General features: G+C 63.1%; 25 protein-coding genes. 16 read left to right on the top strand and 9 right to left on the bottom strand.

The window, feature by feature from the left end; all coding sequences use genetic code 11:
* Positions 1-37: 37 nt before the first annotated feature.
* From AC19YX_RS12465 to AC19YX_RS12450, 4 genes are all read left to right on the top strand, one after another.
* A complete protein-coding gene (locus AC19YX_RS12465; protein WP_500606343.1) occupies positions 38-472 on the top strand; it encodes a hypothetical protein in 435 nt (144 codons plus the stop codon).
* A 348-nt stretch (positions 473-820) separates the two neighbouring features.
* Positions 821-2,263 (top strand): NADP-dependent succinate-semialdehyde dehydrogenase, encoded by a 1,443-nt coding sequence (gene gabD, locus AC19YX_RS12460; protein WP_500606342.1) that lies wholly within the window; start codon positions 821-823, stop codon positions 2,261-2,263.
* A gap of 176 nt (positions 2,264-2,439) precedes the next feature.
* Positions 2,440-3,717, top strand: a complete 1,278-nt coding sequence (gabT, locus tag AC19YX_RS12455) for a 4-aminobutyrate--2-oxoglutarate transaminase (RefSeq protein ID WP_020296990.1) — start codon at positions 2,440-2,442, stop codon at positions 3,715-3,717.
* Between the two features lie 136 nt (positions 3,718-3,853).
* Entirely contained in the window at positions 3,854-5,068 is a 1,215-nt protein-coding gene (locus AC19YX_RS12450; RefSeq protein ID WP_421549343.1) for an HDOD domain-containing protein, read from the top strand.
* 28 nt (positions 5,069-5,096) lie between these two features.
* On the opposite strand, the gene AC19YX_RS12445 is transcribed toward AC19YX_RS12450, so the two are convergent.
* The 3 genes from AC19YX_RS12445 to desA form a co-directional block, all read right to left on the bottom strand.
* On the bottom strand, positions 5,097-5,345 hold the full coding sequence (locus AC19YX_RS12445; protein ID WP_078469214.1) for a hypothetical protein: 249 nt from the start codon (positions 5,343-5,345) through the stop codon (positions 5,097-5,099).
* 88 nt (positions 5,346-5,433) lie between these two features.
* Positions 5,434-6,423 (bottom strand): GGDEF domain-containing protein, encoded by a 990-nt coding sequence (locus AC19YX_RS12440; protein ID WP_078469215.1) that lies wholly within the window; start codon positions 6,421-6,423, stop codon positions 5,434-5,436.
* Between the two features lie 328 nt (positions 6,424-6,751).
* Positions 6,752-7,936 (bottom strand): delta-9 fatty acid desaturase DesA, encoded by a 1,185-nt coding sequence (gene desA, locus AC19YX_RS12435; protein ID WP_020296986.1) that lies wholly within the window; start codon positions 7,934-7,936, stop codon positions 6,752-6,754.
* Between the two features lie 146 nt (positions 7,937-8,082).
* On the opposite strand from desA, the gene dibA reads away from it, so the two are divergent.
* The 6 genes from dibA to AC19YX_RS12405 all read left to right on the top strand — a co-directional run bounded on the left by dibA (position 8,083) and on the right by AC19YX_RS12405 (position 14,424).
* Positions 8,083-10,002, top strand: a complete 1,920-nt coding sequence (gene dibA, locus AC19YX_RS12430) for a phosphodiesterase DibA (protein ID WP_078469216.1) — start codon at positions 8,083-8,085, stop codon at positions 10,000-10,002.
* Between the two features lie 266 nt (positions 10,003-10,268).
* Positions 10,269-10,451, top strand: coding sequence for a sulfur starvation response protein OscA (oscA, locus tag AC19YX_RS12425; protein WP_007941032.1), 183 nt, complete (start codon positions 10,269-10,271; stop codon positions 10,449-10,451).
* A 157-nt stretch (positions 10,452-10,608) separates the two neighbouring features.
* On the top strand, positions 10,609-11,619 hold the full coding sequence (locus AC19YX_RS12420; RefSeq protein ID WP_020296984.1) for a sulfate ABC transporter substrate-binding protein: 1,011 nt from the start codon (positions 10,609-10,611) through the stop codon (positions 11,617-11,619).
* 107 nt (positions 11,620-11,726) lie between these two features.
* Positions 11,727-12,545 (top strand): sulfate ABC transporter permease subunit CysT, encoded by an 819-nt coding sequence (gene cysT / locus AC19YX_RS12415; protein WP_020296983.1) that lies wholly within the window; start codon positions 11,727-11,729, stop codon positions 12,543-12,545.
* Between the two features lie 13 nt (positions 12,546-12,558).
* Complete coding sequence (cysW, locus tag AC19YX_RS12410; RefSeq protein ID WP_078469217.1) at positions 12,559-13,431, top strand: sulfate ABC transporter permease subunit CysW; 873 nt, start codon at positions 12,559-12,561, stop codon at positions 13,429-13,431.
* Positions 13,432-13,434: 3 nt separating this feature from the next.
* The gene (locus AC19YX_RS12405; protein WP_078469218.1) at positions 13,435-14,424 is read left to right on the top strand and encodes a sulfate/molybdate ABC transporter ATP-binding protein; all 990 of its coding nucleotides are present in this window, start codon (positions 13,435-13,437) and stop codon (positions 14,422-14,424) included.
* 64 nt (positions 14,425-14,488) lie between these two features.
* Here the strand turns inward: AC19YX_RS12405 and AC19YX_RS12400 are convergent, their stop codons facing one another.
* Positions 14,489-15,019, bottom strand: coding sequence for an Mpo1 family 2-hydroxy fatty acid dioxygenase (locus AC19YX_RS12400; protein WP_078469219.1), 531 nt, complete (start codon positions 15,017-15,019; stop codon positions 14,489-14,491).
* Positions 15,020-15,118: 99 nt separating this feature from the next.
* On the opposite strand from AC19YX_RS12400, the gene AC19YX_RS12395 reads away from it, so the two are divergent.
* Entirely contained in the window at positions 15,119-15,805 is a 687-nt protein-coding gene (locus AC19YX_RS12395) for a Crp/Fnr family transcriptional regulator (RefSeq protein ID WP_500606341.1), read from the top strand.
* A gap of 3 nt (positions 15,806-15,808) precedes the next feature.
* On the opposite strand, the gene uraH is transcribed toward AC19YX_RS12395, so the two are convergent.
* A complete protein-coding gene (uraH, locus tag AC19YX_RS12390; protein ID WP_201128894.1) occupies positions 15,809-16,219 on the bottom strand; it encodes a hydroxyisourate hydrolase in 411 nt (136 codons plus the stop codon).
* A 140-nt stretch (positions 16,220-16,359) separates the two neighbouring features.
* Positions 16,360-16,839, bottom strand: a complete 480-nt coding sequence (locus AC19YX_RS12385) for a GlcG/HbpS family heme-binding protein (RefSeq protein ID WP_078469222.1) — start codon at positions 16,837-16,839, stop codon at positions 16,360-16,362.
* Positions 16,840-16,975: 136 nt separating this feature from the next.
* On the opposite strand from AC19YX_RS12385, the gene AC19YX_RS12380 reads away from it, so the two are divergent.
* The 3 genes from AC19YX_RS12380 to AC19YX_RS12370 all read left to right on the top strand — a co-directional run bounded on the left by AC19YX_RS12380 (position 16,976) and on the right by AC19YX_RS12370 (position 19,363).
* Positions 16,976-17,656 carry a heavy metal response regulator transcription factor gene (locus AC19YX_RS12380; protein ID WP_078469223.1) on the top strand — a complete coding sequence of 227 codons (681 nt, stop codon included), beginning with the start codon at positions 16,976-16,978 and terminating at the stop codon, positions 17,654-17,656.
* Positions 17,646-19,034 carry a heavy metal sensor histidine kinase gene (locus tag AC19YX_RS12375; RefSeq protein ID WP_500606340.1) on the top strand — a complete coding sequence of 463 codons (1,389 nt, stop codon included), beginning with the start codon at positions 17,646-17,648 and terminating at the stop codon, positions 19,032-19,034. The genes AC19YX_RS12380 and AC19YX_RS12375 overlap by 11 nt, the downstream gene beginning before the upstream one ends.
* 80 nt (positions 19,035-19,114) lie before the next feature.
* Entirely contained in the window at positions 19,115-19,363 is a 249-nt protein-coding gene (locus tag AC19YX_RS12370) for a helix-turn-helix domain-containing protein (RefSeq protein ID WP_078469684.1), read from the top strand.
* Between the two features lie 210 nt (positions 19,364-19,573).
* Here AC19YX_RS12370 and AC19YX_RS12365 read toward each other — a convergent pair whose 3' ends face one another.
* Positions 19,574-20,578 (bottom strand): AraC family transcriptional regulator, encoded by a 1,005-nt coding sequence (locus tag AC19YX_RS12365; protein ID WP_500606339.1) that lies wholly within the window; start codon positions 20,576-20,578, stop codon positions 19,574-19,576.
* Positions 20,579-20,908: 330 nt separating this feature from the next.
* Here AC19YX_RS12365 and AC19YX_RS12360 point away from each other — a divergent pair, with 330 nt between their 5' ends.
* Positions 20,909-21,835, top strand: a complete 927-nt coding sequence (locus AC19YX_RS12360) for an alpha/beta hydrolase (protein WP_500606338.1) — start codon at positions 20,909-20,911, stop codon at positions 21,833-21,835.
* Here the strand turns inward: AC19YX_RS12360 and AC19YX_RS12355 are convergent.
* Together AC19YX_RS12355 and AC19YX_RS12350 are read right to left on the bottom strand one after the other, a co-directional pair.
* Entirely contained in the window at positions 21,829-22,644 is an 816-nt protein-coding gene (locus AC19YX_RS12355; protein ID WP_078469227.1) for an ABC transporter ATP-binding protein, read from the bottom strand. The genes AC19YX_RS12360 and AC19YX_RS12355 overlap by 7 nt on opposite strands.
* On the bottom strand, positions 22,641-24,239 hold the full coding sequence (locus tag AC19YX_RS12350) for an ABC transporter permease (protein ID WP_500606337.1): 1,599 nt from the start codon (positions 24,237-24,239) through the stop codon (positions 22,641-22,643). The genes AC19YX_RS12355 and AC19YX_RS12350 overlap by 4 nt, the downstream gene beginning before the upstream one ends.
* A gap of 293 nt (positions 24,240-24,532) precedes the next feature.
* Here AC19YX_RS12350 and AC19YX_RS12345 point away from each other — a divergent pair, with 293 nt between their 5' ends.
* The gene (locus AC19YX_RS12345; RefSeq protein WP_078469229.1) at positions 24,533-25,555 is read left to right on the top strand and encodes an ABC transporter substrate-binding protein; all 1,023 of its coding nucleotides are present in this window, start codon (positions 24,533-24,535) and stop codon (positions 25,553-25,555) included.
* The last annotated feature ends 68 nt before the right edge of the window (positions 25,556-25,623 follow it).

Here is a 25,623-nt window from a genome sequence, read left to right as displayed (position 1 = left end):
TTGTTTCTTTGCACCCCACCCTGGGAGGGAGTATTCGATGGCAGACACCCCTGAAAATGATATGGCCGCCTTCCTGCAAGTTGCCGAAAGGTATCTGAAGCGCCCATTGCAGAGTTATGAACAGGAGCTGTTGGAGCGGTACAGATGGGCGCTGGCGGCCAGTGGCCGGCCATCGCTAAACGCCATACAGGTGATGGAGATGATTATGCAGGGCGTTGACCCGCATGCGTGGCGTAAGGCGAACGAGGCAAACCTCGCACCACTCTTGGCCAGCAAGGAGGTGCCACGGCCACTTCAAGCGACGAACCTCGACGCTCAGTTGTCGGCTCGCACTGCGGCTGTGCAGCCGCTGACGTCGATGGATGATCTGGTGGGTCGACCCGGCGCGGAAGGCACCGAGAAAGTGGCCCAGGCCGGGGCGCCCGACGACCTCAAGAGCCTGCTGGCGCTGCTCAAGTCGTTTCAATCCTAGGGGCCTGGATCTCCAGCGCCGGGCGTCCGGCTTGCCGCCCCTGGGGACTTGTCGGGTCGCAGGGGCATTTTGGCATCAGTGCTGGGAATCACGCTGATCTGAAATTTTCGGCAAATGCGCCGTTTTCGTTCTTTTTTTCGAACGGACTATTGTCCTTTACCCGTGTTGACCCTAGGATCGTTTGAGATTTCAAACGCTCTCGCTTGGGTGCTGCGCTGCGCGCGTTTCTTTTGTGCGCTTTTTCTGTCATCACCCGGTGATTGAATTCCCTGACGGCAGCCACCTGTTGGCGCCTTTCAACAATCACAATTCGCCCCGCGCCTGCGCGGTGCTGTTAAGGAAGCCGACATGCAGCTCAAAGACACCCAATTGTTCCGCCAACAAGCCTTTATCAATGGGGCCTGGGTCGACGCGGACAATGGTCAGACGATCAAAGTGAACAACCCGGCCACCGGTGAAATCATCGGCAGCGTGCCGAAAATGGGCGCCGCTGAAACCCGTCGCGCCATCGAAGCTGCCGACAACGCTCTGCCAGCCTGGCGTGCACTGACCGCCAAGGAGCGCGCCAACAAGCTGCGCCGCTGGTACGAGCTGCTGATCGAAAACCAGGACGACCTCGCGCGCCTGATGACCCTGGAACAGGGCAAGCCACTGGCCGAAGCCAAGGGCGAAATCGTTTACGCCGCCTCGTTCATCGAGTGGTTCGCCGAAGAAGCCAAGCGCATCTACGGTGACGTGATTCCTGGCCACCAGCCCGACAAACGCCTGATCGTGATCAAGCAGCCGATCGGCGTGACCGCTGCCATCACCCCGTGGAACTTCCCGGCGGCGATGATCACCCGTAAAGCCGGCCCGGCCCTGGCCGCCGGTTGCACCATGGTCATCAAACCGGCGTCGCAAACCCCATTCTCGGCCCTGGCCCTGGTTGAACTGGCGCACCGCGCCGGTATCCCGAAAGGCGTACTCAGCGTGGTTACCGGCAGCGCCGGCGACATCGGCGGCGAGCTGACCAGCAACCCGATCGTGCGCAAGCTATCCTTCACCGGCTCCACCGAAATCGGTCGCCAGCTGATGGCCGAATGCGCCAAGGACATCAAGAAAGTCTCCCTGGAACTGGGCGGTAACGCGCCGTTCATCGTGTTCGACGACGCGGACCTGGATAAGGCCGTCGAAGGCGCGATCATTTCCAAGTACCGCAACAACGGCCAGACCTGCGTCTGCGCCAACCGCCTGTACATCCAGGACTCGGTCTACGACGCGTTCGCCGAAAAACTCAAAGTGGCCGTGGCCAAGCTGAAGATCGGCAACGGTCTGGAAGAAGGCACCACCACCGGTCCGCTGATCGATGAAAAGGCCGTGGCCAAGGTTCAGGAACACATCGCCGATGCCCTGAGCAAAGGCGCGACCCTGCTGGCTGGCGGCAAGGTGATGGAAGGCAACTTCTTCGAGCCGACCATCCTCACCAACGTGCCGAAAAACGCGGCCGTGGCCAAGGAAGAAACCTTCGGTCCATTGGCGCCGCTGTTCCGCTTCAAAGACGAAGCCGAAGTCATCGCCATGTCCAACGACACCGAATTCGGCCTGGCGTCCTACTTCTACGCCCGTGACCTGGGCCGTGTGTTCCGTGTGGCTGAAGCCCTGGAATACGGCATGGTCGGTGTCAACACCGGTTTGATCTCCAACGAAGTCGCGCCTTTCGGCGGCATCAAGGCTTCGGGCCTGGGCCGTGAGGGCTCCAAGTACGGGATCGAGGATTACCTGGAAATCAAATACCTCTGCCTGGGTATCTGATCCGGTTTCAAGCGCAAAGGGCACGAGAGCGCTGACCCTTTGCGCAGCTGTAAAAACGCACTTTTCAAGGTGGCCCGGGACCGCTCCGGCAGTCGATCATCGCATGCTGTCGCAGGCGCTTCCCCGCCCCGCAACCCTTGAACCACACCGTTTTAAAGACGGTGAATGAGGACACTATGAGCAAGACCAACGCATCCCTGATGAAACGCCGCGAAGCTGCCGTACCACGCGGTGTTGGCCAGATTCACCCGATCTTCGCCGAGTCGGCGAAGAACGCCACCGTGACCGACGTTGAAGGTCGCGAGTTCATCGATTTCGCCGGCGGTATCGCCGTGCTCAACACCGGTCACGTGCACCCGAAAATCATCGCCGCGGTGACCGAGCAGCTGAACAAGCTGACCCACACCTGCTTCCAGGTCCTGGCCTACGAGCCTTACGTGGAGCTGTGCGAGAAAATCAACGCCAAGGTGCCAGGTGATTTCGCCAAGAAAACCCTGCTGGTGACCACCGGTTCCGAAGCCGTCGAGAACGCCGTGAAAATCGCCCGTGCCGCCACTGGCCGCGCTGGCGTGATCGCCTTCACCGGCGCCTACCACGGTCGCACCATGATGACCCTGGGCCTGACCGGCAAGGTCGTGCCTTACTCGGCCGGCATGGGCCTGATGCCAGGCGGCGTGTTCCGCGCGCTGTTCCCGAACGAATTGCACGGTGTGAGCGATGACGATTCCATCGCCAGCATCGAACGCATCTTCAAGAACGATGCCGAGCCGCGTGATATCGCTGCCATCATCATCGAGCCGGTGCAGGGCGAAGGCGGTTTCTACGTCGCGCCTAAATCCTTTATGAAGCGTCTGCGTGAACTGTGCGACAAGCACGGCATTCTGTTGATCGCCGACGAAGTGCAGACCGGCGCTGGCCGTACCGGCACCTTCTTCGCCATGGAACAGATGGGCGTTACCGCCGACCTGACCACCTTCGCCAAATCCATCGCTGGCGGCTTCCCGCTGGCCGGTGTCTGCGGCAAGGCCGAGTACATGGACGCCATCGCTCCAGGCGGCCTGGGCGGCACCTACGCCGGTAGCCCGATCGCTTGCGCAGCGGCCCTGGCGGTCATGGAAGTGTTCGAGGAAGAGCACCTGCTGGACCGCTGCAAGGCAGTGGGCGAGCGTCTGGTAACCGGTCTGAAAGCCATCCAGGCCAAGTACCCGGTCATCGGTGAAGTGCGTGCCCTGGGCGCGATGATCGCGGTCGAGCTGTTCGAAAACGGCGACAGCCACAAGCCGAACGCTGCAGCGGTGGCATCGGTGGTGGCCAAGGCTCGCGACAAGGGTCTGATCCTGCTGTCGTGCGGCACCTACGGCAACGTGCTGCGGGTTCTGGTACCCCTGACTTCGCCGGACGAGCAACTGGATAAAGGCCTGGCCATCATTGAAGAGTGCTTCTCGGAACTCTGATTGGTTGTGACCTGATCGACAAAAAACCCGCTTCGGCGGGTTTTTTTATGGGTTGAGGGCCGACGGACGGTATTTACGCTGTATGGATGGCGTCCCATTGACTAAGGTGCAAAGGATTGCTTTGGGAGCGTGCTGCATGACTGCTGTGGATTTACCCGCTGTACCGCGTGTGCTGATTGCCGAGGCAGACCCGTGGTCGCGTGATTTGTTGAAGCAGGTTTTATTGAATGTGCGCTGCGACGCTCGGCTGGATGTGTGTGCCAACGGCCAGGAAGCGTTGCAGCTGTTGAGTGAAAAAGCCTACGACCTGGTGATCGCCGACTGGGAGTTGCCCGGTGTCGATGGCCTGAGTGTTTTGCGCAGCGTGCGCCAGCGCCGGCGCAACCCGGTACTGCCGTTCATCCTGCTGAGCAGTCGCAGCGACAGCGCCAGCGTACGTGAAGCCCTGCCCCTGGCGCCCACGGCCTACCTGACCAAACCCCTGAACATGGACGGCCTGACCCAGCGCCTGCAGGACCTGCTGCTCGATGCCGGTCAGGAAGTCTCCTGCGAGGTGCCGGCGCTGGCGCCGGGCATGACCCTGTGGAATTTCCTTGAGCGGCGCCGCGAGATCGCCGATGGCGCGCCCTTGTTGGCCGATGTGCAGTTGGCGGTCAAGCGCAGCCTCAACCCCGGTGGCCTGGACCTGAAGCTGCTGGAAGAAGAGGTCCGCACTGATCCGCAAATCACCGCAGTCTTGATCGCGGCGGCCAACAGCGCCGCGCAGCATCACGGCAGCGCGGTGCAAACCTTGTCCCAGGCCCTGCACCGCCTGGGGACCGGGCAAAGCATGAACCTGATTCTGGGCCTGGCGCTCAAGCGCAGTGCACGGTTGAGCTCCCCGGCCCTGGCCGACTACGCCGAACGTTACTGGGATTTGTCGCTGCACACGGCGGAATACGGCCGGACCCTGGCGCGCCTGCTGGACCTGGACCAGGAGCGCTGCTATTGCGCCGGCATGTTGCATCGCCTCGGCGACCTGGCGTTGCTGCGCTGCCTGCAGGAGTGGAAACAGGCTGGCGGCGAGTTGGACGATCAGGAAGAAATCGGCGACGCCCTGGATGAGTTCGGTGCCAGCTACGGTTCGGCGTTGCGCACTCGCTGGCGCCTGCCCCTTGAGTTGCGTGAGCTGATCGCCTCGGTCTATCAGCTCGGTGGCGGGGTTTATTCCCGTGAAGCCCTGGTGATGAACCTGGCGGCCCAACTGGCCCGTCTGCGGCCGTCAGAAGGCGTCGAAGACATCGCCAAAAGCAAGACCGCGCGCCTGCTGAAGATCGGCCTGCCGGAGTTGATGCGCCTGCGCAAAGGCTGATCAGCACCAGGGTCTGCTGCTGGAGCGCTCAGCGAAAGATTTCGAGAACGCTGAACCAGCTATCGACCGTGTCGTCCGCCGCCAGAATCGCCAGGTACAGCGGCGGCAGCGACAGGATGATCAGCAGTGGCACCGCCAGTTCGAAGCCATTCCTGAACCAGAGCATGACGCCCATCCCCAGTAGAAACGCCCCGAAGCCGAACGCCAGGAAACGCTGCAGGAAGCAGCCGCCGCGTTGCTTGCCGTTGATGCGCTTGAGTAGCTGCTTTTCGTTCATGGGCACAGGGAGGCGGAAGGGGCCGCTACTTTAGCAAATCCCCCGACGCATCGGCGCGAGGCACCGCAAGTCGGGGGCGGCTTGGGCATCAGCCCGAGACAATCCGATTCTTGCCTTCACGCTTGGCCTGGTACATGGCGGCGTCGGCGCGGGCGAACAGGCTGTCGAGGTTTTCATCGTCGTCGCTGAGGTTGCTCAGGCCCTGGCTGACGGTAATGCCGAACGTCTGGCCTTCATGCTCGAAGCTCAGGCGCTGGATTTCCCGTTGCAGGCGTTCCGCGACTTGCCGGGCAATATCCGGCGTGCAGCCCGGAAACACCGCAGCAAATTCCTCGCCGCCGATGCGCCCGAACAGGTCGCCCCGTCGCAGGGCCGCGCGGCCGCTTTCGGCAATGTGCTGCAGGACGATATCGCCCGCCGGATGGCCGTAGGTGTCGTTGATCACCTTGAAGTCATCGATGTCCAGCAACAGAAAGGCCATCTGCGAGCCCTGGCTGCGGGCCTGGTCGAACTCGCGGTTGGCGCATTCGAAGAAGTGCCGGCGGTTGCTGCTCTGGGTCAGGACGTCAGTGGTGGCCAGGCGTTGCAGTTCGTTTTCCAGGTGCTTCTTTTCGGTGATGTCTTCGGCAATGCCGACAATGATCACTCGCTGCCCGGCCTCGGGGTTGCGGTTGATGAAGCACTTGTCGCTGAGCCAGCGAATCTGGCCTTCGGCATCGATGATGCGGTATTCGCGGTCTTCCACCGCGCCCTTTTCCAGCACCTGGGCCAGGCTGCGCTCGGCGTATTCCAGGTCGTCGGGGTAGATGCTGTCGCGCCATTCATTGAAGTCGGCGAGCAACAGGCCGGCAGAGCGTCCGAAAATCCTTTCATAGGCCGGGCTGACGTAAAGCATCTGGCGGCTTTCCCAGTCAAAGGCCCACAGCACGGCATTGACGCTGACCAGCAACGAGCTGAACAGCTGTTCGCGTTCGGTCAGGCGCGCCACTTCACCTTGGGCATGAATCAACGCCATCAGGGTTTGCGCGGCTTCTGGCCATTGCGGGAGGGATGAGTCTTGTAGATTTTTATTGACCATCGGCACAACTCTCAAAGGGCGTGCGCCGCTCGACATTCGAACACGGCCACTGCGTGGGGCCCCTTATCAATTATTTCTTGTGCCACAGCAGGCGCTCACGCTTTGGTGTGGGAATTAATTGATAAAAGGTCTCGGCCCGCCTGGATGGCGAAGTGTCTTTGAGATAGGGGAAACGGAGCTAAGTTCCCGCCGCGTGTGGCGAGGCGGCGTGTGCCCGCCCGGCGGTACGCGGGGGATTTTTCAGTTGAAGCCGGTCGCCAGGGAGGCTATCGACCTGTCCGCGAGGAGAGCGCCTTGCCACAGCAGGTGCTGTGGCAAGGGCCGGGGGTCAGGCCGTGGTGGGGCGCAGCGAGTAGGTTTTCAGCTGGTTGGCGAAGTCGCGCAGCGATTGAATCCCGCTGGCCTCGGCTTCGTGTACCCAGTCCTTGATCGCCGCCAGCATGTCGTGGCCGTTGGAACTGGTCTTGAGCCAGATCTGCTGCAGGGCCAGGCGTTTTTCGTAGATCACCTTCAGTGCCTGGCTGTGTTCGAGCATGTTCTGGATGCGCAGGTGATGGCGGTCGTCCAGCAGGCTGGTTTCCCGCGACAGCAGGCGCTTGGCGCGGTGGAATTGATGACGCACCGAATGATCGACCTTTTCCAGCTCCTGCTTGACCAGGGGCGCAATCACCAACTTGCGGTACTGGGCCATGATCTGGAACCGGTTATTGAGGATCGCCATGGCGGTGTCCATGTCCAGGTGGCCCTTGCCTTCGACCCGGTGGGCGATCGGCGCGACCCGCTGGACCTTGGCCAGGCGCAGGAAGCTGAAGACCTTGATCCAGGCCCAGCCCAGGTCGAACTCCCATTTTTTCACCGAGAGCTTGGCCGAATTGGGGTAGGTGTGGTGGTTGTTGTGCAGTTCTTCGCCGCCAATCAGGATGCCCCAGGGCACCAGGTTGGTCGCGGCATCGCGGCACTCGAAGTTGCGATAGCCGACGGCATGACCCAGGCCGTTGATGACCCCGGCGGCCCAGAATGGGATCCACATCATCTGCACGGCCCAGATGGTGATGCCGGCGGTGCCGAACAGCAGCAGGTCGATAGCAGCCATGAAGGCCACGCCCAGCAGCGGATAACGTGAATAAAGTTTGCGCTCGATCCAGTCATCCGGGCAATTTTTGCCATAAATGCGCAGGGTTTCAGGATTTTCCGCTTCTGCGCGGTATAGTTCCGCGCCTTTACGTAATACGGTGGACAAGCCTTTGATCACCGGGCTGTGCGGGTCATCGACGGTTTCGCATTTTGCGTGGTGCTTGCGGTGGATGGCGGTCCACTCGCGGGTGTTCTGGGCCGTGGTCAGCCACAGCCAGAAGCGGAAGAAATGTTTCAGGCCGGCGTTGAGCTCAAGGGAGCGGTGGGCTGAATAACGATGCAGGTAGACTGTAACCCCGACAATGGTTACGTGGGTCATCAATAGGGTGACTGCCACCAGTTGCCAGGCCGACAAGCCAAGTAAACCTTCGTACCACATAGGCTATAGGGACCTCGATAAAGAAAAAAACAGCCGTCGCATTATCACTCAGCGTGCACAGAAAACCAGTCGCCCTTTCAGATAAGAGTGGCGGGATGTTTCTTCCTCTATAATTCCAAGCTTTTCGTAAGGACATTGACGACCTTATGCCGGTTTCTTATCGCGATGCGATGCGTGCAGCACTGCTCTATCTGTTGCTGTCTGTAGTGTGGCTACAGCTCAGTGGTCATTTATTGAGCAGTTTCTTCGATGAGTCGGCCGATCTCGCTCGATGGCAACGGATCAACGGTTACGCCTGGGTGCTGATCAGCACCGCGCTGATTTTTTTCTCTCGTTCGCGCCTGCTGCGCCTGTTGGGTGCGGACACCTGGCTGCGTCACCAGCAGGAGGATCGCGAGCGCCTGCGCCAGGCGGCGGCGGTGTTCGACTGCACCCGGGAAGGGGTGCTGGTCAGCGACCGCAAGGGCCTGATCGTGCACGTCAATCGGGCCTTTATCGAAATTACCGGCTATCAGCAGGATGAAGTGCTGGGGCACATGCCGAGCATGTTCAAGTCCGGGCACCATTCGGCGGACTTCTACCAGGCGATGTTCGAGTCCCTGAAGAACACCGGCGAGTGGAGCGGCGAGATCTGGAACCGGCGCAAGTGCGGCGAAATCTACCCGCAATGGCAGACCATCCGCGCAATCCACGATGACCATGGCCAGCTCAGCCATTATGTCGCGGTGTTTTCCGACATCAGCGCGATCAAGGATTCCGAGCACGAACTGGCGCACCTGGCCCATCACGACCCCCTCACCGACCTGCCGAACCGCCTGCTGTTCACCGACCGTGCGGAACAGGCCCTGGCTTCGGCGCAGATCCACAAGCGCGGCTGCGCCATGCTGATGATCGATCTGGATCACTTCAAGATGATCAACGACAGCCTGGGCCACAACATCGGCGATCAGTTGCTCAAGGCCGTGTCCACGCGTTTGCTGGACATGTTCGGTCCGGGCATCACCCTGGCGCGCCTGGGGGGCGACGAGTTTGCCGTGCTCGCCGAAAGTTGCCCGCAGCCCGGGCAGGCTGCGGCGCTGGCGCAACGCATCATCGACGGCCTGAAAGAGCCCTTCGAGTTGGCCGATCATCAGTTGTTTATCAATGCCAGCATCGGCATCAGCCTGTTCCCCAGCGACGCCTTGAGCGCCGAACAGCTGCTGCGCAATGCCGACTCGGCCTTGTTCAAGGCCAAAAGTACCGGGCGCGACGGGTATGCCCTGTACACCGAGGAACTGACGGCCCACGCCCAGCAGCGGGTGGAAATCGCCTTCGAACTGCGCCGCGCCCTGGAGCAGCAGGAGCTGCGGGTGTATTACCAGCCGGTGCACGACCTCAAAAGCAGCCGCCTGATCGGGGTCGAGGCGCTGGTGCGCTGGGAGCATCCCCAGCGCGGCCTGGTGTCGCCCGCCGAGTTCATTCCGATTGCCGAGCGTACCGGGCTGATTTCCGAGATCGATGCCTGGGTGATGCAGCAGGCCTGTCGGCAGATGTGCGAATGGCAGGCTGCCGGGGTGGTGCTGTCGTTTATCGCGGTGAACGTTTCGACCCGTTTGTTTGCCCGCCGCGAGTTGTATCAGCAGGTGGCGCAGGTGCTGCACGACACCGGGCTGGATCCGGCCTTTCTGGAGCTGGAAGTCACTGAGAGCGCGGTGATGGATGATCCGGAGGTCGCCCTTGAGCAGATGCATCGCCTGCGCGAGTTGGGCGTGCGCTTGGCCATCGATGACTTCGGCACCGGTTATTCGTCACTGCTGAGGCTCAAGCGCCTGCCGGTGCAAAAGCTCAAGATCGACCAGGGTTTTGTCGCCGGCCTGCCGTGGGATGAGGACGATGCGGCGATCTCGCGGGTGATCATCGCCCTGGCCCAGAGCATGGGCATGCAGGTGCACGCCGAAGGCATCGAGCAGGAGGAGCAGGCGCGTTTCCTGCTCGACCATGGTTGCGACCTGGGCCAGGGCTACTGGTTCGGCCGGCCGGTGCCGGCGGTGCAGCTGGATTGGAACTGCGCCCCTCAAATTCACTGACCCACTCCCTCGCCCTGGTGCCCCGGCCAGCAGCTACACCTCTGTAGCCGCTGCCGCCAGGCGGCGCTGGTGGGCGCGTTGGTGCGGGAGGCCAACGCGGCGTTCGGCAGTGGCCACGGTAAACCCGCGTCGCCACAGGTAATTTCTTTTCGTTATATAAACATTCTTAAATAGTATTTTTAAGAATATCCGCGCCTATCTACTATTGCCCTCACGCCACAAGCAGTGCCGCCACTGCGAGGCACATCCCATTCAGGAGCAGCACCATGAGCGCATCTCTACGTAGCGTTGACGGCCAGGACGAAGCAACCATCTTGCGCGAGATCCAGAGCGCCTTGCGCGACCTGCGCTTTGGTGCGGTGGAAATCACCGTGCATAACGCCCAGGTCGTGCAGATCGAACGCAAAGAAAAATTCCGCCTGCAAAACCCCGGCAACAAACCCAGCTGAACCCCGCGTCACCCTCTCTCCCGATAGAGAGGCCCGACTGGTCAACCGGAGGGCGTCAGCCATGACCCCCAGCAGAATCAAGAGCGTTCAGTCACGAATGCGGGCCTGAAGCGCCAATAAGAAAAGCCAACACACACAAAATTTCAGGAGCTTGATCATGTCGTCAATTCGCCGTTACGCGCTGGCCGCCCTCGCCAGTGCCATTTTTGCCGGTTCCGCAGTCGCCAAGGATTACGAGTTGTTGAACGTGTCTTACGACCCGACTCGTGAGCTGTATCAGGATTACAACGCCGAATTCGTCAGCTTCTGGAAGAAAGAGCACCCAGGCGACAACGTCAAGATCCAGCAATCCCACGGTGGATCGGGCAAACAGGGGCGCGCCGTGATCGATGGCCTGCGTGCCGACGTGGTGACCCTGGCCCTGGCCGGCGACATCGATGAAATCGCCAAGCTCGGCAAGACCCTGCCGGCCGATTGGCAGAAACGCCTGCCGGACGCCAGCACCCCGTACACCTCGACCATCGTGTTCCTGGTGCGCAAGGGCAACCCCAAGGGCATCAAGGACTGGGGCGACCTGATCAAGAAAGACGTATCGGTCATCACCCCCAACCCGAAAACCTCCGGCGGCGCTCGCTGGAACTTCCTCGCCGCCTGGGCCTATGGCCTGAAAGCCGGCGGCAGCGAAGCTAAGGCCCAGGAATACATCACCGAACTGTTCAAGCACGTGCCGGTTCTCGACACCGGTGCCCGTGGCTCGACCATTACCTTCGTCAACAACGGTCAGGGCGACGTGCTGCTGGCCTGGGAGAACGAAGCGTTCCTGGCACTGAAGGAAGACGGCGGCGCCGACAAGTTCGACATCGTGGTGCCTTCGCTGTCCATCCTTGCCGAGCCGCCAGTGGCGGTGGTCGACAAAAATGCCGAGAAAAAGGGCAACACCGAAATCGCCGAGGCCTACCTCAAGCATCTGTACAGCCCGGCTGGCCAGGAAATCGCGGCGAAGAACTTCTACCGCCCGCGTGACGAGAAGGTTGCAGCCAAATATGGCCAGCAGTTCCCTAAACTCGACCTGGTGACTATCGACAAGGACTTCGGCGGCTGGAAAACTGCGCAACCGAAATTCTTTAATGACGGTGGTGTGTTCGACCAGATCTACCAGGCGCAGTAACCTTCAGCGGCGAGCCCTGGCACTGCAAGATGTTCAGGGATCGCTCAATAGCTAGAGCAATGAGCCCGGATCCGTTTCCGGGCTTTGCGCGTAAACCAAGGACTTTTATGTCGCGTCGTATCTCCCCCGTCATACCCGGCTTCGGGCTGACGCTGGGTTACACCTTGGTGTACCTCAGCCTGATTGTGCTCATACCACTGGCGGCGATGTTCGTGCATGCCGCTCAACTCACCTGGGATCAGTTCTGGGCCATCATCTCGGCGCCCCGGGTGCTCGCGGCGTTGAAGCTGAGCTTCAGTACGGCGCTGTATGCCGCGATCATCAACGGCATTATCGGCACGCTGCTGGCCTGGGTGCTGGTGCGCTACACCTTCCCCGGGCGCAAGATCATCGACGCGATGATCGACCTGCCGTTCGCCCTGCCCACGGCCGTCGCCGGTATCGCCCTGACCGCGCTCTACGCGCCGACCGGCCTGGTTGGCCAGTTCGCCACCTACCTGGGCTTCAAGATCGCCTACACCCCGCTCGGCATTACCCTGGCGTTGACCTTCGTCACCCTGCCGTTCGTGGTGCGTACGGTGCAGCCGGTACTGGCCGACATCCCGCGGGAAGTCGAAGAAGCCGCCGCCTGCCTCGGTGCCAAGCCGCTGCAAGTGTTCCGCCATATCCTGGTGCCGGCGCTGCTGCCGGCCTGGCTCACCGGTTTTGCCCTGGCGTTTGCCCGGGGCGTCGGCGAATACGGCTCGGTGATCTTCATCGCCGGCAACATGCCGATGAAAACCGAGATCCTGCCGCTGCTGATCATGGTCAAGCTCGACCAGTACGATTACACCGGCGCCACTTCCATCGGCGTGCTGATGCTGGTGGTTTCCTTTGTCCTGCTGCTGCTGATCAACCTGCTGCAGCGGCGCATCGAACGACCATAAGGAGGCGCGAACCATGTCCCAATCGTCTATTTCCGCTGCCTCTTCTGCCAACGCCGCACGCCGTGGCAGCGCGTCTTCACGGCTGGTGCTGATCGGCCTCGGCTGGCTGATCTTCGCCCTGTTCCTGCTGCTGCCGCTGTTGATCGTGGTGTCCCAGGGCCTGAAGCTGGGCCTGGGGGCGTTCTTCACCGCGATCTTCGAGCCTGACGCCTTGTCCGCCCTGAAACTCACGGTGATCGCCGTGCTGATCTCGGTGCCGCTGAACCTGGTGTTCGGGGTCAGCGCCGCCTGGTGCGTGAGCAAGTACTCGTTCCGTGGCAAGAGCATCCTGGTGACCCTGATCGACCTGCCGTTCTCGGTATCGCCGGTGATCGCGGGCCTGGTCTACGTGCTGATGTTCGGCGCCCAGGGCCTGTTCGGGCCATGGCTGCAGGATCACGACATCCAGATCGTCTTCGCCTTGCCCGGCATCGTCCTGGCCACCATCTTCGTCACCGTGCCCTTCGTCGCCCGGGAACTGATCCCGCTGATGCAGGAGCAGGGGACCCAGGAAGAAGAGGCGGCGCGGTTGCTGGGCGCCAACGGCTGGCAGATGTTCTGGCACGTCACCGTGCCCAATATCAAGTGGGGCCTGATCTACGGCGTGGTGCTGTGTACCGCGCGGGCGATGGGCGAGTTTGGTGCGGTGTCGGTGGTGTCCGGGCACATTCGCGGGGTGACCAACACCCTGCCGTTGCACGTGGAGATCCTCTACAACGAATACAACCACGTCGCCGCGTTTGCCGTTGCGAGCCTGTTGCTGATCATGGCGCTCTTCATCCTGCTGCTTAAGCAGTGGAGCGAAAATCGTATTAACCGCCTGCGCGCCAGCGCCGCGGAGGAATGACACATGTCGATCGAAGTCCGTAATGTCAGCAAGAACTTCAACGCCTTCAAGGCCCTGAACAGCATCAACCTGGATATCCAGAGCGGTGAGCTGGTGGCCCTGCTGGGCCCGTCCGGCTGCGGCAAGACCACCTTGCTGCGGATCATCGCCGGCCTGGAAACCCCGGACGCCGGCAGCATCGTGTTCCACGGTGAAGACGTCTCGGGCCACGACGTGCGTGATCGCAACGTCGGTTTCGTGTTCCAGCACTACGCGCTGTTCCGCCACATGAGCGTGTTCGACAACGTTGCCTTCGGCCTGCGCATGAAGCCGAAGAACCAGCGCCCGAGCGAAAGCAAGATTGCAGAGAAGGTCCATGAACTGCTGAACATGGTGCAGCTCGACTGGCTCTCCGACCGCTACCCCGAGCAACTGTCCGGCGGCCAGCGCCAGCGGATCGCCCTGGCCCGCGCCCTGGCGGTGGAGCCCAAGGTGTTGCTGCTGGACGAACCCTTCGGCGCCCTCGATGCCAAGGTGCGCAAGGAGTTGCGGCGCTGGCTGGCACGGCTGCACGAAGACATCAACCTGACTTCGGTGTTCGTGACCCACGACCAGGAAGAGGCCATGGAAGTCGCCGACCGTATCGTGGTGATGAACAAGGGCGTGATCGAGCAGATCGGCTCGCCGGGCGAGGTCTACGAGAACCCGGCCAGCGACTTCGTCTACCACTTCCTCGGTGATTCCAACCGCCTGCACCTGGGGGACGACAACCACGTGCTGTTCCGCCCGCACGAAGTGTCGCTGTCGCGCTCGGAGCTCGAAGATCACCACGCCGCCGAAGTGCGTGACATTCGTCCGCTGGGCGCGACCACCCGGGTCACGCTCAAGGTCGAAGGCCAGAGTGAACTGATCGAGGCCGAAGTGGTGAAGGACCACGACAGCCTGGTCGGCCTGGCCCGGGGCGAGACGCTGTTCTTCAAGCCCAAGGTCTGGCAGAAAGTCGCCAACGTCTGAACCCGTCAGCGCTACACCGGCCCAGGCGGCGATGTCGCTGCCGGGCCGGTGTGATGAGCGAACGTCAGGCGTGCCCGGAGCCACCGGCAGCCAGGCGGCGTACCGGGCCCGCCCGTTGTTCGATTTCGCGTTTGAGGGGCTGGCGCAGCCCCAGCAGGAACGCCAGCTCAGCCACCACAAACAACGGCCCGACGATCAGCCCCGACAGGTCATCGACGAACGCCGGTTTGCGCCCCTCGTAGTAATGGCCGACAAACTGGATCACCCAGCCCAGCACGAACATCCCCAGGCCGCTGGCCAGCCAGACCAGGGTCTGTTGCGCCGCCAGGGCATGACCCAGCCACACCGACAGGCCCATCAACAGGCTCATCAACAGGCCCAGGCGCCATTCCAGGCGCAGGTAGAACCAGGCCGAAGCCAACGCCAGCAGCACCGCCGGCGACAGGGTGATGCCGGCCACTGCCCATTGCGGCCGCGACAGCAGCACCGCGACCGCCACCACAATCAGCGGAATCCCGATAAAGTGGCTGGCAATGTTGCGCGGGTCGCGATGGTAGGCGGCGTATTGACTGAGATGGTCGACGAGGCTTTTCATTGTTGTTCCTCCTGAAGGTTGCCTGATCATGCCCGGCCCGTGCGCCGGGCTCTGTCGGCTAGGCGACACTCCTCTGCGGTTTTGCCGGATAAGGTGTTCATGGATAAGCAGGCCTGGCGCGAACGCCTCCTGAGTGGCCAGTGGTTCAGTCACTTGCCCCTTGAGTTACAGAGTAGTGTGCTCGACGCCGCGCGCCTGCGCCGTCTGGCACCGGGGCAGGCGTTGTTTCTGCGGGGTGATCCACCTTGTGGGCTGTATGCGGTGCTGGAAGGTTCGGTGCGTATCGGTGCGGTCAGCGAGCAGGGCAAGGAGGCGCTGCTGAGCCTGGTGGAAGCGCCGCACTGGTTTGGCGAAATCTGCCTGTTCGATGGCCAGCCACGCACCCACGATGCCTATGGCCTCGGCCCGTGCACCCTGTTGCAGGTGCCGCAGGCGGCGCTGTTGGCCTTGCTCGACCAGCAGCCGCAGTACTGGCGTCAGTTCGCCCTGCTGATGAGCCACAAGTTGCGCCTGGCCTTTATCAACCTCGAACAATTGAGCCTGCTGCCCGCCCCGGCCCGGGTCGCCCACCGTCTGTTGGCCATGGCCAGCGGCTACGGCGAAATCGAGCAGGCCCGGGCCGTGCTGCAACTGCCCCAGGAGCAGTTGGCGCTGATGCTTTCGCTATCGCGGCAGACCACCAACCAGATCCTCAAGGATTTGCAGAGCCTGGGGATCCTGCGCCTGGGCTACGGCGAGATCGAGATTCTCGACGCCGAGGCTCTGCGCGCCCAGGCCGGGCTCTAGCGGCTACGAACCGCGGTAGGTGGAGAAGCCGTAGGGGCTGAGCAGCAGGGGAATGTGATAGTGCTGATCGGTCTGCTTGACCTCGAAGATCACCGGAATCTCCGGAAAAAACGTCTCGCGCCTGGCCTGCTTGAAATACTCCCCGGTCTTGAACACGACCCGGTATTCACCGGCCGTCAGTGCCTGTCCGGCCGGGAACAACTCGGCGATGCGACCCTGTTCGTTGGTGGTGCCTTCGGCCAGTGGCTTCCAGTCATGGCCCACCTGTTGTTCCAGGGTGACCTTGACCCCGGGCGACGGCAGGCCGTTCTCCAGGTTGAGCACATGCACGCTCAACGGATTCCCCGCCGCCAAGGCCAGGCCCGAAACACCGCAAAGCGCTGCGGCGACTAATGCATTACGCAAAATATTCATTCAAAAATTCCTCATTGGATAAAAAATCAAATTTGTAGCCGCTGCCGAAGGCTGCGCTGGCCCTCACAATCGCCGCGCCGTATCAGCAGTACCCCCGGCGTTGCCTATGGTCAGCGCAGCCTCGCGTTGCTCGGAAGCGGCTACAGGCTGCTGCTCAACCCCACTTTCTGCGCTGCCTGGAGCGCGCAGCTTTCGTCCTGGGCGGCGCCACCGGCGCCGGCGATGCCCATCGCCCCCACCAACTCACTGCCCGCGAACAACGGGATACCGCCCCCGAGCAACAACAGCTCAGGCAAGGTATTGAGGTTGGCTGCCTCCGGGTTGTTGCGGGCGCGCTCGGCGAACAGCCGGGTCGGGGTCTTGGTCGACAGCGCGGTATAGGCCTTGCGCTGGCTGGCGACGGTGTTGTGCGGGCCGACGCCATCGGCGCGCAGGGTCAGCAGCAGGTTGCCGCCACGGTCGAGCACCGAGACCACCGCGTTGCACTGCGCCAGGCTGGCGTCGGCCAATTGCCGTGCAGTGCGCAGGTCGAGGTCGGCGTGTCGGGGCAGTTCCGGGGCGGCCACAGCCAGGCCGCAGAGGCCCAGGCCAAGGCTCAAGACAAGGGGTTTGCAGATCATGGGTAAGGCTCCGAAAGCGAAGGCCGTCACCTTAACAAGCGTCCTTCGTCAGAACCTCGTCAGTTGCATTACAAGTTTGTAATGGGCAAGCGCGAACAACGCGCCTAGCCTGTGCCCATCCATATTGAGGTGTGCCATGCGTTTGCTGGTTGTTGAAGACGAAGCCAAGACCGCCAACTTCCTGGCCAAAGGCCTGGGTGAATCGGGTTTTGCAGTGGATGTGGCGCTCAATGGCCTGGACGGGCGGCACTTTATCGAGCAGCAGGAATACGACCTGATCATCCTCGACGTGATGCTGCCAGGGCTCAACGGCTGGCAGTTGCTGCAACTGATCCGTCAGCGCGGCGCCACGCCGGTGCTGTTCCTGACTGCCAAGGACGCCATCGAAGACCGCGTGCGCGGCCTGGAACTGGGCGCCGACGATTACCTGCTCAAACCCTTCGCCTTTGCCGAACTCCTGGCCCGGGTCCGCACCTTGCTGCGTCGTGGACCGATGCGCGAGGCCGAGTCCTACAGCATTGCCGACCTGGAGATCGACGTGCTGCGGCGCCGGGTCAGCCGAGGAGGCCAGCGCATCGCCCTGACCAACAAGGAGTTCGCCCTGCTGCAATTGCTCGCCAGTCGCCAGGGCGAAGTGCTGTCGCGGACCCTGATCGCCTCCCAGGTGTGGAACCTGAATTTCGACAGCGACACCAACATGGTGGAAGTCGCCGTGCGCCGCTTGCGCTCCAAGGTCGACGACCCCTACATGCCCAAACTGATCCACACCGTGCGCGGCGTCGGTTACCAGCTGGATGCCCCGGACGATGCGCTCTAGGTCGATTGCCTGGCGCCTGGCGCTGGCGTTTGCCGCCGTCTGCGCCCTGGTGCTGAGCGTGATCGGGGTATTCCTGTATCGCTCCCTGGCCTCTGAAATCGCCTTGCGCGACGACCAGGCCCTGCTGGGACGCCTGGAGCAGGTCAGGGCCCTGCTGCAAGACAGCGACAGCCTGGACGCCCTGCAAGCCCGTCCCCGGCTGTACCAGAACATGCTCGGCAACCAGGACAGCCTGCTGCTGGTGGAAGCGGCCGATGGCACGCCGGTGATCCGCATCAACCCGCGCCAGCAGAACCTGCCGACCCTGGCGGCGATCCCTGCGCAACAGCGCCCGCAACGCAGCGACGTGCAGACCTGGCAAGCCACCGACGGCGCCGCCGTGGCCCTGCTCGCCGGTGCTGCCGTGGGCCCGCGCGGCGAAGCGCTGACCGTGATTGCGGGCAAGGTCCTCAGCGAGCGCGAACAGATGCTCGCCAGCTACCGACTGCGCCTGTACCTGGCGGTCGGGTTGGGCGCCGCCCTGGCCTTCGCCCTGGGCCTGTTGCTGCTGCGCCGGGGCCTGTTGCCGCTGCGTCAGTTGAGTGAGTCGGTGCGCGGCATCGATTTGCGCAGCCTGGACAAACGCCTCGAAACCCGCGGCATCCCCGCCGAATTCCACGAACCGGTGCAGGCCCTGAATGCCATGCTGGCGCGCCTCGAAGAAAGCTTTCAGCGCCTGTCGCAGTTTTCCGCCGACCTGGCCCATGAAATCCGCACCCCGCTGCACAACCTCCTGGGCAGCAACGGCCTGGCGCTCAACCAGCCGCGTAGCACGGCGGAGTATCAGGAGGTCCTGGCGTCGAACATGGAAGAGTTCGAGCGCCTGACGCGCATGGCGGAAAACCTGATGTTCCTGGCCCGCGCCGAGCAGGCCGAACGCGCCCTTCAGCTGCGCCAGCTGGAGCTGGCGAGCGTGGGGGAGGAGCTGTGCGACTACTTCGAGGCCCTGGCCGACGACCGCGAGATCCGCCTGGAAAACGCCCTGTGCGGCCAGTTGCTGGCCGATCAGCAACTGCTGCAGCGGGCCCTGGGCAACCTGCTGGCCAACGCGGTGCGTCATGCCGACCCCGGCTCGCCCATCAGCCTGCGGCGGGTGGATACGCCTGGCCTGTGCTGGCTGCAAGTGCACAACCAGGGCCCGCCCATTGCATCCCAGCACCTGGGCAAACTCTTCGACCGCTTCTACCGCGTCGACCCCTCACGGGCCGAACCCGGCGACTCCGGCGGGCTGGGCCTGGCCATCGTGCGCTCGATCATGCTGCTGCACGGCGGGCAGGTGCGGGTCAGCAGCGATGAGGGCGGGACGGTGTTCGAGTTGGGATTCAAACAGGTGCAATAGTCTAAATTTTTGCATCAAATACAGTGCATATTGGCCTTTAATCATAAAATGCACTGTATGCGATGCAATTTGGGGGCGAAATGTACAGACTCGGCGAGCTGATCAAACAGTTGCGTAAAGAGCACAAACTGTCGCAGCAGGCCTTGGCCCAGCAATATGGCATGAGCCGGGCGACCATCTCGGGCATTGAAAACGATACGGTTTCCGAGATCGGAATCCGTAAGGTTGAAGCCATCCTCAATGGCTTCGGTTACGAACTGACGGCTGTGCCCAGATCTCGGCAGCGGCCGACCCTGGATAACCTGAAAGAGCGCGGTTTCCATGACTGATCCCCAGCTCCTGTCGATCGGTGTAGCCCAGGCCACGGTTGGCACGCTCGGCCGTGGTCAAGCCGATGCGGGCTCGGTTTTCGCCTACGCCCCGCAGGCTTTCAGCGCATGGGCTAGGCGATGCTGGCTGCCTGGTCTGCCGGTGTGGCGCGCAGCCTGAACCCGGGTTGATCCGGCACCGACCGCTTTGAACCGTTAAGCCTGGGGTTGTCAGCGCACTCCATCGCGAAACTGCCCCGGGGTCAGCCCGGTCCAGCGTTTGAAGGCGCGGCTGAAGCTGCTGGCGTCGGTGAAACCGAGCAGGCAGCTGATTTCGCTCAGGGAGCATTGCGGGTCGCGCAGGTGGAGCAGGGCGAGGTTTTCCCGGCATTCGTTGAGCAGGGTGTCGAAACGGCAACCCTCGTCCGCCAGGTGCCGTTGCAGGCTGCGCAGGCTCAGGTGCAAGGCCTGGGCGACGCGTTCGGCGGAGGGCTCGCCTTCGGGTAGTTGGGCCTCGATGGCCCCGAGTACCTTGCGCTCCCAGGTCAGGGGTTGCAGTTGCGCCAGGGTGGGTTGGGGCGTGGCCTGGCTGGAGGTGGCCAGTTCCGGTTGGGTGTCGTCGAGGTGGCGCTCGAAATCGTGCAGGCCGAACTCCAGGCAGTCATCTGCGGCGTCGAACACCAGGTCGCAGCGAAACACCTTGTGCCACGGCCCGCAGTCGACGGGCGCCGGACGCCGCAGGTGCACGGCCAATGGCGCATAGTCGCGGCCCAGGCGGTTGCGGCAGGTGCGCACGTAGATCGCGGCAAAGGCGTCGATGGCCTCCACCGCCGGTTGCGGGCTGCCGGGCGGAACCTTGAGTACAAAGCGATAGCGGTCGGCGTTGCGCGTCAGCTCCAGCACCAGGGCGTCGCTGACCATCTGGTGGTAGCGCACGATGCGTTCGAACACCTCGCGCAGGCTGCCGCTGGCCACCAGCGCATAGCCAAGGGCGTGGAAGGTCGTCGGGCTGACAAACCGCGACACCCGCAGGCCGATGGCCGGATCGCCGCTGGCCGTGACCGCCAGCCCCCACAAACGGGTGGTGGCCGACAGCGGATAGCGGGCGTTGGGGTCATCCATCCATTGCGGGTCGAGCCCTGCCTCGCGGCACAAAGCGTTGCCGTCGAGGCCCAGGGCATCGAGTTGTCTGCGCAAGGCGCGGGTCCAGCTGGCAAGGGAGGTGGGTTCACTCATGCTGACGGCGCGTCCGGTCGACTGGTTGGCGTTCGCGGCGAAAGCCCGGGGCAATGGCCCAGGGCAGGAAGCGGGCCGGGATAACCAGAGAATGGAATCAGGCACGCTCTTTGTGCAAGCCCCAGCCGACTGAATACCCGGCCACTGCCGAGCCCTCGAGGCCCTGGAGACCGTCGAGGGGCGTCAGGTGAATGGACGGTGCCCGATGCGGCCAGCGCAGCCTTCGGCAGCGGCTACAGTGGCGCGTTTGCGGTGTCTTCCGGCTCGCAAACTCAAGCACAATGCCGGGCTGCCGTTATTTCTCGACGAGCCTGTATGAGCGCCGCACCTATGTCTCCACCTTGGATTTTCCCGCTTCGCCCCTCGCTGATGGCCTGTGGGCGCGGGTTGCTGGCTGTGCTGGTGCTGGCCTGGCTCAGCGGTTGTGCGCAACTGCCGAGTAACGCCGAGCTGAATCGGCACGCCGACGACATGGCCCGGGCCGCCGGCCTGCAGCGGGCCCAGGTGCAGACCGAGGGTTTTGTGCTGACCAGTTTCTACCGCATTACCCGCCCCGATCAGCCGCTGACGGTGTACATCGAGGGCGATGGGTTTGCCTGGCGTACACGCAGCCAGCCCTCCCTTGACCCTACGCCGCGCAAAGCCCTCGGGTTGGCCCTGGCGACGGCCGACCCGGCGCCCAACGTGCTGTACCTCGCTCGCCCCTGCCAGTTCACCCAGGCCTCGGCCAACCCGCGGTGTGCGGTGGCCTACTGGACCGGCAAGCGCTTCGCCGAAGAGGTGATCGCGGCCATGAACCAGGCCGTGACCCAGTACGCCGTGCGCGTGCCGGGGCAGCCGATCCAACTGGTGGGTTATTCGGGGGGCGGGACCGTTGCCGCGCTGATTGCCGCCCGGCGCGATGATGTTGCCTGGATGCGCAGCGTCGCCGGCAACCTGGACATGGCCGAGGTCAATCGCCTGCACCGGGTCTCGGCCATGCCGGATTCGCTGAATGCCATCGACATCGCTCCGCTGCTCGCAACCCTGGGGCAAATCCACTACGCAGGCCGCGAAGACAAGGTCGTGCCCGCGCCGATTGCCCAACGCTTTGCCAACGCCACCGGTGGCCGCTGCACCCAGGTGCGCATCATCCCCGGCATGAGCCATGACGGTGACTGGGCGCGGCTGTGGCCCGGGCTGCTGGCCGAGCCCGTGCACTGTTCGGCAAGCCCTGGCAGCCGGGGTGAAGGCCTGCCGCAGGCGGTTACTCAGTAGGCAATCGATGCCAGGGGCAGGTCGCGGATCTGTATCGGCGTCGGCGCCTGGTAGTGGTCGTCGCTGGTCAGCTCGTGCAGCAGCTCTTCGCGCAGTTGGTGGAAGTCGAAACTGCTGCGCTGGCGCGGGTGGGGCAGGGCGATCTGCACCACGCGCTTGATGCGCCCGGGGCGCGGTTCCATGACCACCACGCGGTCGGCGAGGAAGATCGCCTCTTCCACATCGTGGGTGACCAGGACAGTGGTGATTTTCGCCCGCTCGCGGATCGCCAGCAGTTCATCCTGCATCTGCTGGCGGGTCAGGGCATCGAGGGCCCCGAAGGGCTCATCCAGCAGCAGAATGCGCGGGCTGGCCACCAACCCCCGGGCGATGGCCACCCGTTGCGCCATGCCCCCCGACAGCTGGTGTGGAAAGGCATGGGTGAAGTCGCGCAGGCCCACCAGTTCGATGAAATCGGCGATGCGTTTTTTGCGCTGGGCCTCGCTCAGAGGCTCGTTGACCAGGCCCAGGCCGATGTTGTCCTCGACGTTGAGCCAGGGAAACAGACGGTGCTCCTGGAACACGATGCCGCGCTCGCTGCCAATGCCGCGGATGGCGTGGTCATCGACCCGGATCTCGCCGCGAAACTCGGTGTCCAGGCCGATCAGCAAGCGCAACAGGGTGGATTTGCCGCAGCCGCTGGAGCCGACGATGGCGACGAATTCGCCTTCGGCGATTTCCAGGTTGAAGTCGCGAATCGCCTCGAACTCGCCGCCGGCGACCTCGAAGGACTTGCCCACATGGTTGAAGCTGACAAGGGGTGCGTTCATGCGTGTCTCCAGCGGGTGGCGCGAATTTCGATCTGTTGGCCAATGAGGTTGAGCAGGGCGCCGGTCAGGCCCACCAGCAGCATGCCGGCCATGATCAGGTCCATGCGCAGCAGCTGTTGCGCGCCGATCATCTGGCTGCCGATGCCGCCGTTGGAGGGCATGAAGTATTCGGCGCCGATGGTGCCGAGCCAGGCGTAGATCAGGCTCAGGCGCAGGCCGGCGAAAATCCCCGGTGCAGCCCCCGGCAATACCAGCCGCCGCAGGCGCTGCCAGAGGCTCAGGCGCAACACCTGGGCGGCTTCGGCCAGTTGCGGTGACAGGTTGGCGACGCTGCGCTGGGTGGCGATAAACAGCGGGAAGAACGCGGCAAGGGCGACGAACACCCACTTGGCCAATTCACCGAGGCCGAACCAGGCGGTCAGCAGCGGCACCCAGGCAAAAATCGCGATCTGACGGATAGCGGCCAGGGTCGGGCCGAGGATGCGTTCGCTGATCCGCGACAGCCCCAGGAGCAAGCCCAGGGCAAACCCCAGGCCGCCGCCCAGGGCCAGGCCGCCAACGGTGCGTCCCAGGCTCAGGCCCATGCCGCCGAGCAGGGTGCCATCGAGCAGCCCGCTGAGGGTGGTTTGCAGCACCGTCAGCGGGCTGACCAGGATTGCCGGGTCGACCCACTGGCGCCAGCACGCGGTTTGCCAGACACCGAACAGGGCCAGCGGCAACAGCCAGGGTTGCAGCCGCTGCCAGCCCTGATAGCGCGGGCCACGGCGAATTTCTGCAGTGGCCGGGTGTGGCCAGTACAGGAGTTTTCGGTCCAGGGCGCCGATGCCGCGATCCATGGCCACGCCGATCACGCCGATCACCAGGATGCAGACGAAGACGATGTCGAGCATGAACAACTGCCGTGCCCAGACCATCAGGTAGCCGATGCCTTCACTGGACGCCAGCAGTTCCACCGCCAGCAGCGAGGTCCAGCCGGCGGCCAGCGCCAGGCGCACCCCGGCCATGAAGGCCGGCAGCGCCGCCGGCAGCACCAGGCGGCGAATCAGCAGGTGCGGCGGCAGGCGCAGGACGGCGGCGGCTTCGCGCAATTTGGGCTGGGCGTCGCGCACCCCGACCAGGGTGTGCAGGGTGACCGGGACCACGATGGCCTTGACCAGCACCACCAGCTTCAGCACTTCGCCGATGCCGAAAAACACCATGAACAGGGGAATCCAGGCCAGGGTCGGGATCTGGGACAGGGCGCTGAAGGTGGGGAACACCAGGCGTTCCAGGCGCTGGCTGAAACCCAACGCGCCCCCCAGGATCGCGCCTGCGCTAATACCGGCCAGCAGGCCCCAGCACAATCGCTGCAGGCTGATCGCCAGATGGCTCCAGAGCTCGCCGCCGGCCAGCTCCACGGCGCTGCTCCAGACCAGAGACGGAGCAGGCAGGATCTGCTCGCTCATCCACTGATTGCGGCTGGCCAGCCACCACAGCAGGAACAGGCCCAGTGGCACGATCCAGGGCAACAGGCGCTGGCTGAGGGTGGGCCAGATCTTCCGCGCGCTGGCGCCGGGTGCCGCGAGCGGCAGACTGAGAAGGGAAACACGGGCCATGGATGACCTCCGTTGTCGGGTTCTGCACGGGCCGAATATTCTTTTGCGATCTATTAAAAAACTTATCAATGCTATTGGGAGATAAGAGGAGCCATTTAAGGCTTCTCGTTGTTCAGCATCCAATGCATTTGAGGAATATTTTCGATGCTGTTCATGCATAAGCCGCGCAGACAGGCGTTCTAAACGAGTTATTCGATTTTGTTATTAAAATGTGAATTTATAGTATTTAAGCGTTGATCCCCTCAGGGCCTACCTTCTGCTCCTCAATGCCCGTGCAACCAGGAGCCGCACCCATGAACCTTCCCTTTAAACGCGTTATCAGTCTGTTCGCCGCGCCGGCCCTGGCGGGGCTCCTGGGGTGCCTGCCGCTGATGGCCCAGGCCGCCGCCGTCACCGAGATCCGCATTGCCGTGCCCGACCTCAGCGCCGGCACCCAGCACAGCGGCGGCGGGGTGGTGGACGTATTGCGCGAGCAGCAGATCTACGAAAAAGCCTTCGCTGACCAGGGCATCAAGATCCAGTGGAATTTCTTCAAGGGCGCCGGGCCGGTGATCAACGAAGCATTCGCCAACGGCCAGGTGGATTTCGCCTACCTGGGTGACCTGGCGGCGATCATCGGCCGCTCCAACGGCCTCGACACCCGGCTGCTCAGCGCCTCGGCGCGCGGGGTCAAACACTACCTGGGGGTGCAGCCGGGCTCCGGGATCAAGACCCTGCAAGACCTCAAAGGCAAGCGCGTGGCGGTGTTTCGTGGCACGGCTACTCAGCTTTCGTTCGACGCCGCCCTGGCCAGCCAGGGCCTGAGCGAGAAGGACCTGAAGGTGATCAACCTCGATTTCAGCGCTGCCGTGGCGGCCCTGGCGGCCAAGCAGATCGACGCCTCGTGGGGCAGCACCGGGCTCTCGGCCCTGCGCATCAAGGGACTCGCCGAGTTGCCGCTGAACACCAAGGACCTGGGCGGCGCCGGCAGCGTGCAGAGCGTGCTGGTGGGGTCCGGCAAGTTTGTCGACGAACACCCGGAAGTGGTGGCCAAGCTGCTCAAGGCGCAACAGCAGGCCGTGCAGTGGCTGACCGACGACAACAACAAGGAAGCCTATATCCAGTTGGTATCGGGCCTGGCCAGCTACCCGCCGGTGATCCTGCAAGAGGACTTGCATGACCAGAAACTCAGCGAACTCTTCCCCTCCAACCTGGATCCGGCGTTCCTCGCCAAATTGCAGGGCTCGGTGGACCTGGCGGCCAAGGAACGTTTGATCCGCAAACCGTTCCAGGTCACCGAATGGGTCGCGCCGCAACTGACGGCTGCAGGCTTGTAATCGCGGCCGAAGGCTCGGGCCGCGTTCGGACGCTGGCCCTTGTGTGCGCCGTGATGTTCCCGATGGAT

The sequence above is a fragment of the Pseudomonas sp. MF09150 genome, assembly GCF_059862355.1.
The sequence above is the reverse complement of the archived record's forward strand: the minus strand, read 5'-3'. Positions and strand labels throughout refer to the sequence as shown.

Excerpts from the sequence above, each read along its gene's own strand:
- AC19YX_RS12405 (WP_078469218.1), top strand. The coding sequence starts at position 13,435 with ATGTCGATCGAAGTCCGTAATGTCAGCAAGAACTTCAACGCCTTCAAG.
- cysW (WP_078469217.1), top strand. The coding sequence starts at position 12,559 with ATGTCCCAATCGTCTATTTCCGCTGCCTCTTCTGCCAACGCCGCACGC.
- AC19YX_RS12420 (WP_020296984.1), top strand. The coding sequence starts at position 10,609 with ATGTCGTCAATTCGCCGTTACGCGCTGGCCGCCCTCGCCAGTGCCATT.
- AC19YX_RS12355 (WP_078469227.1), bottom strand. The coding sequence starts at position 22,644 with ATGAACGCACCCCTTGTCAGCTTCAACCATGTGGGCAAGTCCTTCGAG.
- gabD (WP_500606342.1), top strand. The coding sequence starts at position 821 with ATGCAGCTCAAAGACACCCAATTGTTCCGCCAACAAGCCTTTATCAAT.
- AC19YX_RS12400 (WP_078469219.1), bottom strand. The coding sequence starts at position 15,019 with ATGAAAAGCCTCGTCGACCATCTCAGTCAATACGCCGCCTACCATCGC.
- uraH (WP_201128894.1), bottom strand. The coding sequence starts at position 16,219 with ATGAATATTTTGCGTAATGCATTAGTCGCCGCAGCGCTTTGCGGTGTT.
- AC19YX_RS12375 (WP_500606340.1), top strand. The coding sequence starts at position 17,646 with ATGCGCTCTAGGTCGATTGCCTGGCGCCTGGCGCTGGCGTTTGCCGCC.
- desA (WP_020296986.1), bottom strand. The coding sequence starts at position 7,936 with ATGTGGTACGAAGGTTTACTTGGCTTGTCGGCCTGGCAACTGGTGGCA.
- oscA (WP_007941032.1), top strand. The coding sequence starts at position 10,269 with ATGAGCGCATCTCTACGTAGCGTTGACGGCCAGGACGAAGCAACCATC.
- dibA (WP_078469216.1), top strand. The coding sequence starts at position 8,083 with ATGCCGGTTTCTTATCGCGATGCGATGCGTGCAGCACTGCTCTATCTG.
- AC19YX_RS12385 (WP_078469222.1), bottom strand. The coding sequence starts at position 16,839 with ATGATCTGCAAACCCCTTGTCTTGAGCCTTGGCCTGGGCCTCTGCGGC.
- AC19YX_RS12345 (WP_078469229.1), top strand. The coding sequence starts at position 24,533 with ATGAACCTTCCCTTTAAACGCGTTATCAGTCTGTTCGCCGCGCCGGCC.
- cysT (WP_020296983.1), top strand. The coding sequence starts at position 11,727 with ATGTCGCGTCGTATCTCCCCCGTCATACCCGGCTTCGGGCTGACGCTG.
- AC19YX_RS12440 (WP_078469215.1), bottom strand. The coding sequence starts at position 6,423 with ATGGTCAATAAAAATCTACAAGACTCATCCCTCCCGCAATGGCCAGAA.
- AC19YX_RS12380 (WP_078469223.1), top strand. The coding sequence starts at position 16,976 with ATGCGTTTGCTGGTTGTTGAAGACGAAGCCAAGACCGCCAACTTCCTG.
- AC19YX_RS12350 (WP_500606337.1), bottom strand. The coding sequence starts at position 24,239 with ATGGCCCGTGTTTCCCTTCTCAGTCTGCCGCTCGCGGCACCCGGCGCC.
- gabT (WP_020296990.1), top strand. The coding sequence starts at position 2,440 with ATGAGCAAGACCAACGCATCCCTGATGAAACGCCGCGAAGCTGCCGTA.
- AC19YX_RS12395 (WP_500606341.1), top strand. The coding sequence starts at position 15,119 with ATGGATAAGCAGGCCTGGCGCGAACGCCTCCTGAGTGGCCAGTGGTTC.
- AC19YX_RS12465 (WP_500606343.1), top strand. The coding sequence starts at position 38 with ATGGCAGACACCCCTGAAAATGATATGGCCGCCTTCCTGCAAGTTGCC.
- AC19YX_RS12450 (WP_421549343.1), top strand. The coding sequence starts at position 3,854 with ATGACTGCTGTGGATTTACCCGCTGTACCGCGTGTGCTGATTGCCGAG.
- AC19YX_RS12360 (WP_500606338.1), top strand. The coding sequence starts at position 20,909 with ATGTCTCCACCTTGGATTTTCCCGCTTCGCCCCTCGCTGATGGCCTGT.
- AC19YX_RS12445 (WP_078469214.1), bottom strand. The coding sequence starts at position 5,345 with ATGAACGAAAAGCAGCTACTCAAGCGCATCAACGGCAAGCAACGCGGC.
- AC19YX_RS12370 (WP_078469684.1), top strand. The coding sequence starts at position 19,115 with ATGTACAGACTCGGCGAGCTGATCAAACAGTTGCGTAAAGAGCACAAA.
- AC19YX_RS12365 (WP_500606339.1), bottom strand. The coding sequence starts at position 20,578 with ATGAGTGAACCCACCTCCCTTGCCAGCTGGACCCGCGCCTTGCGCAGA.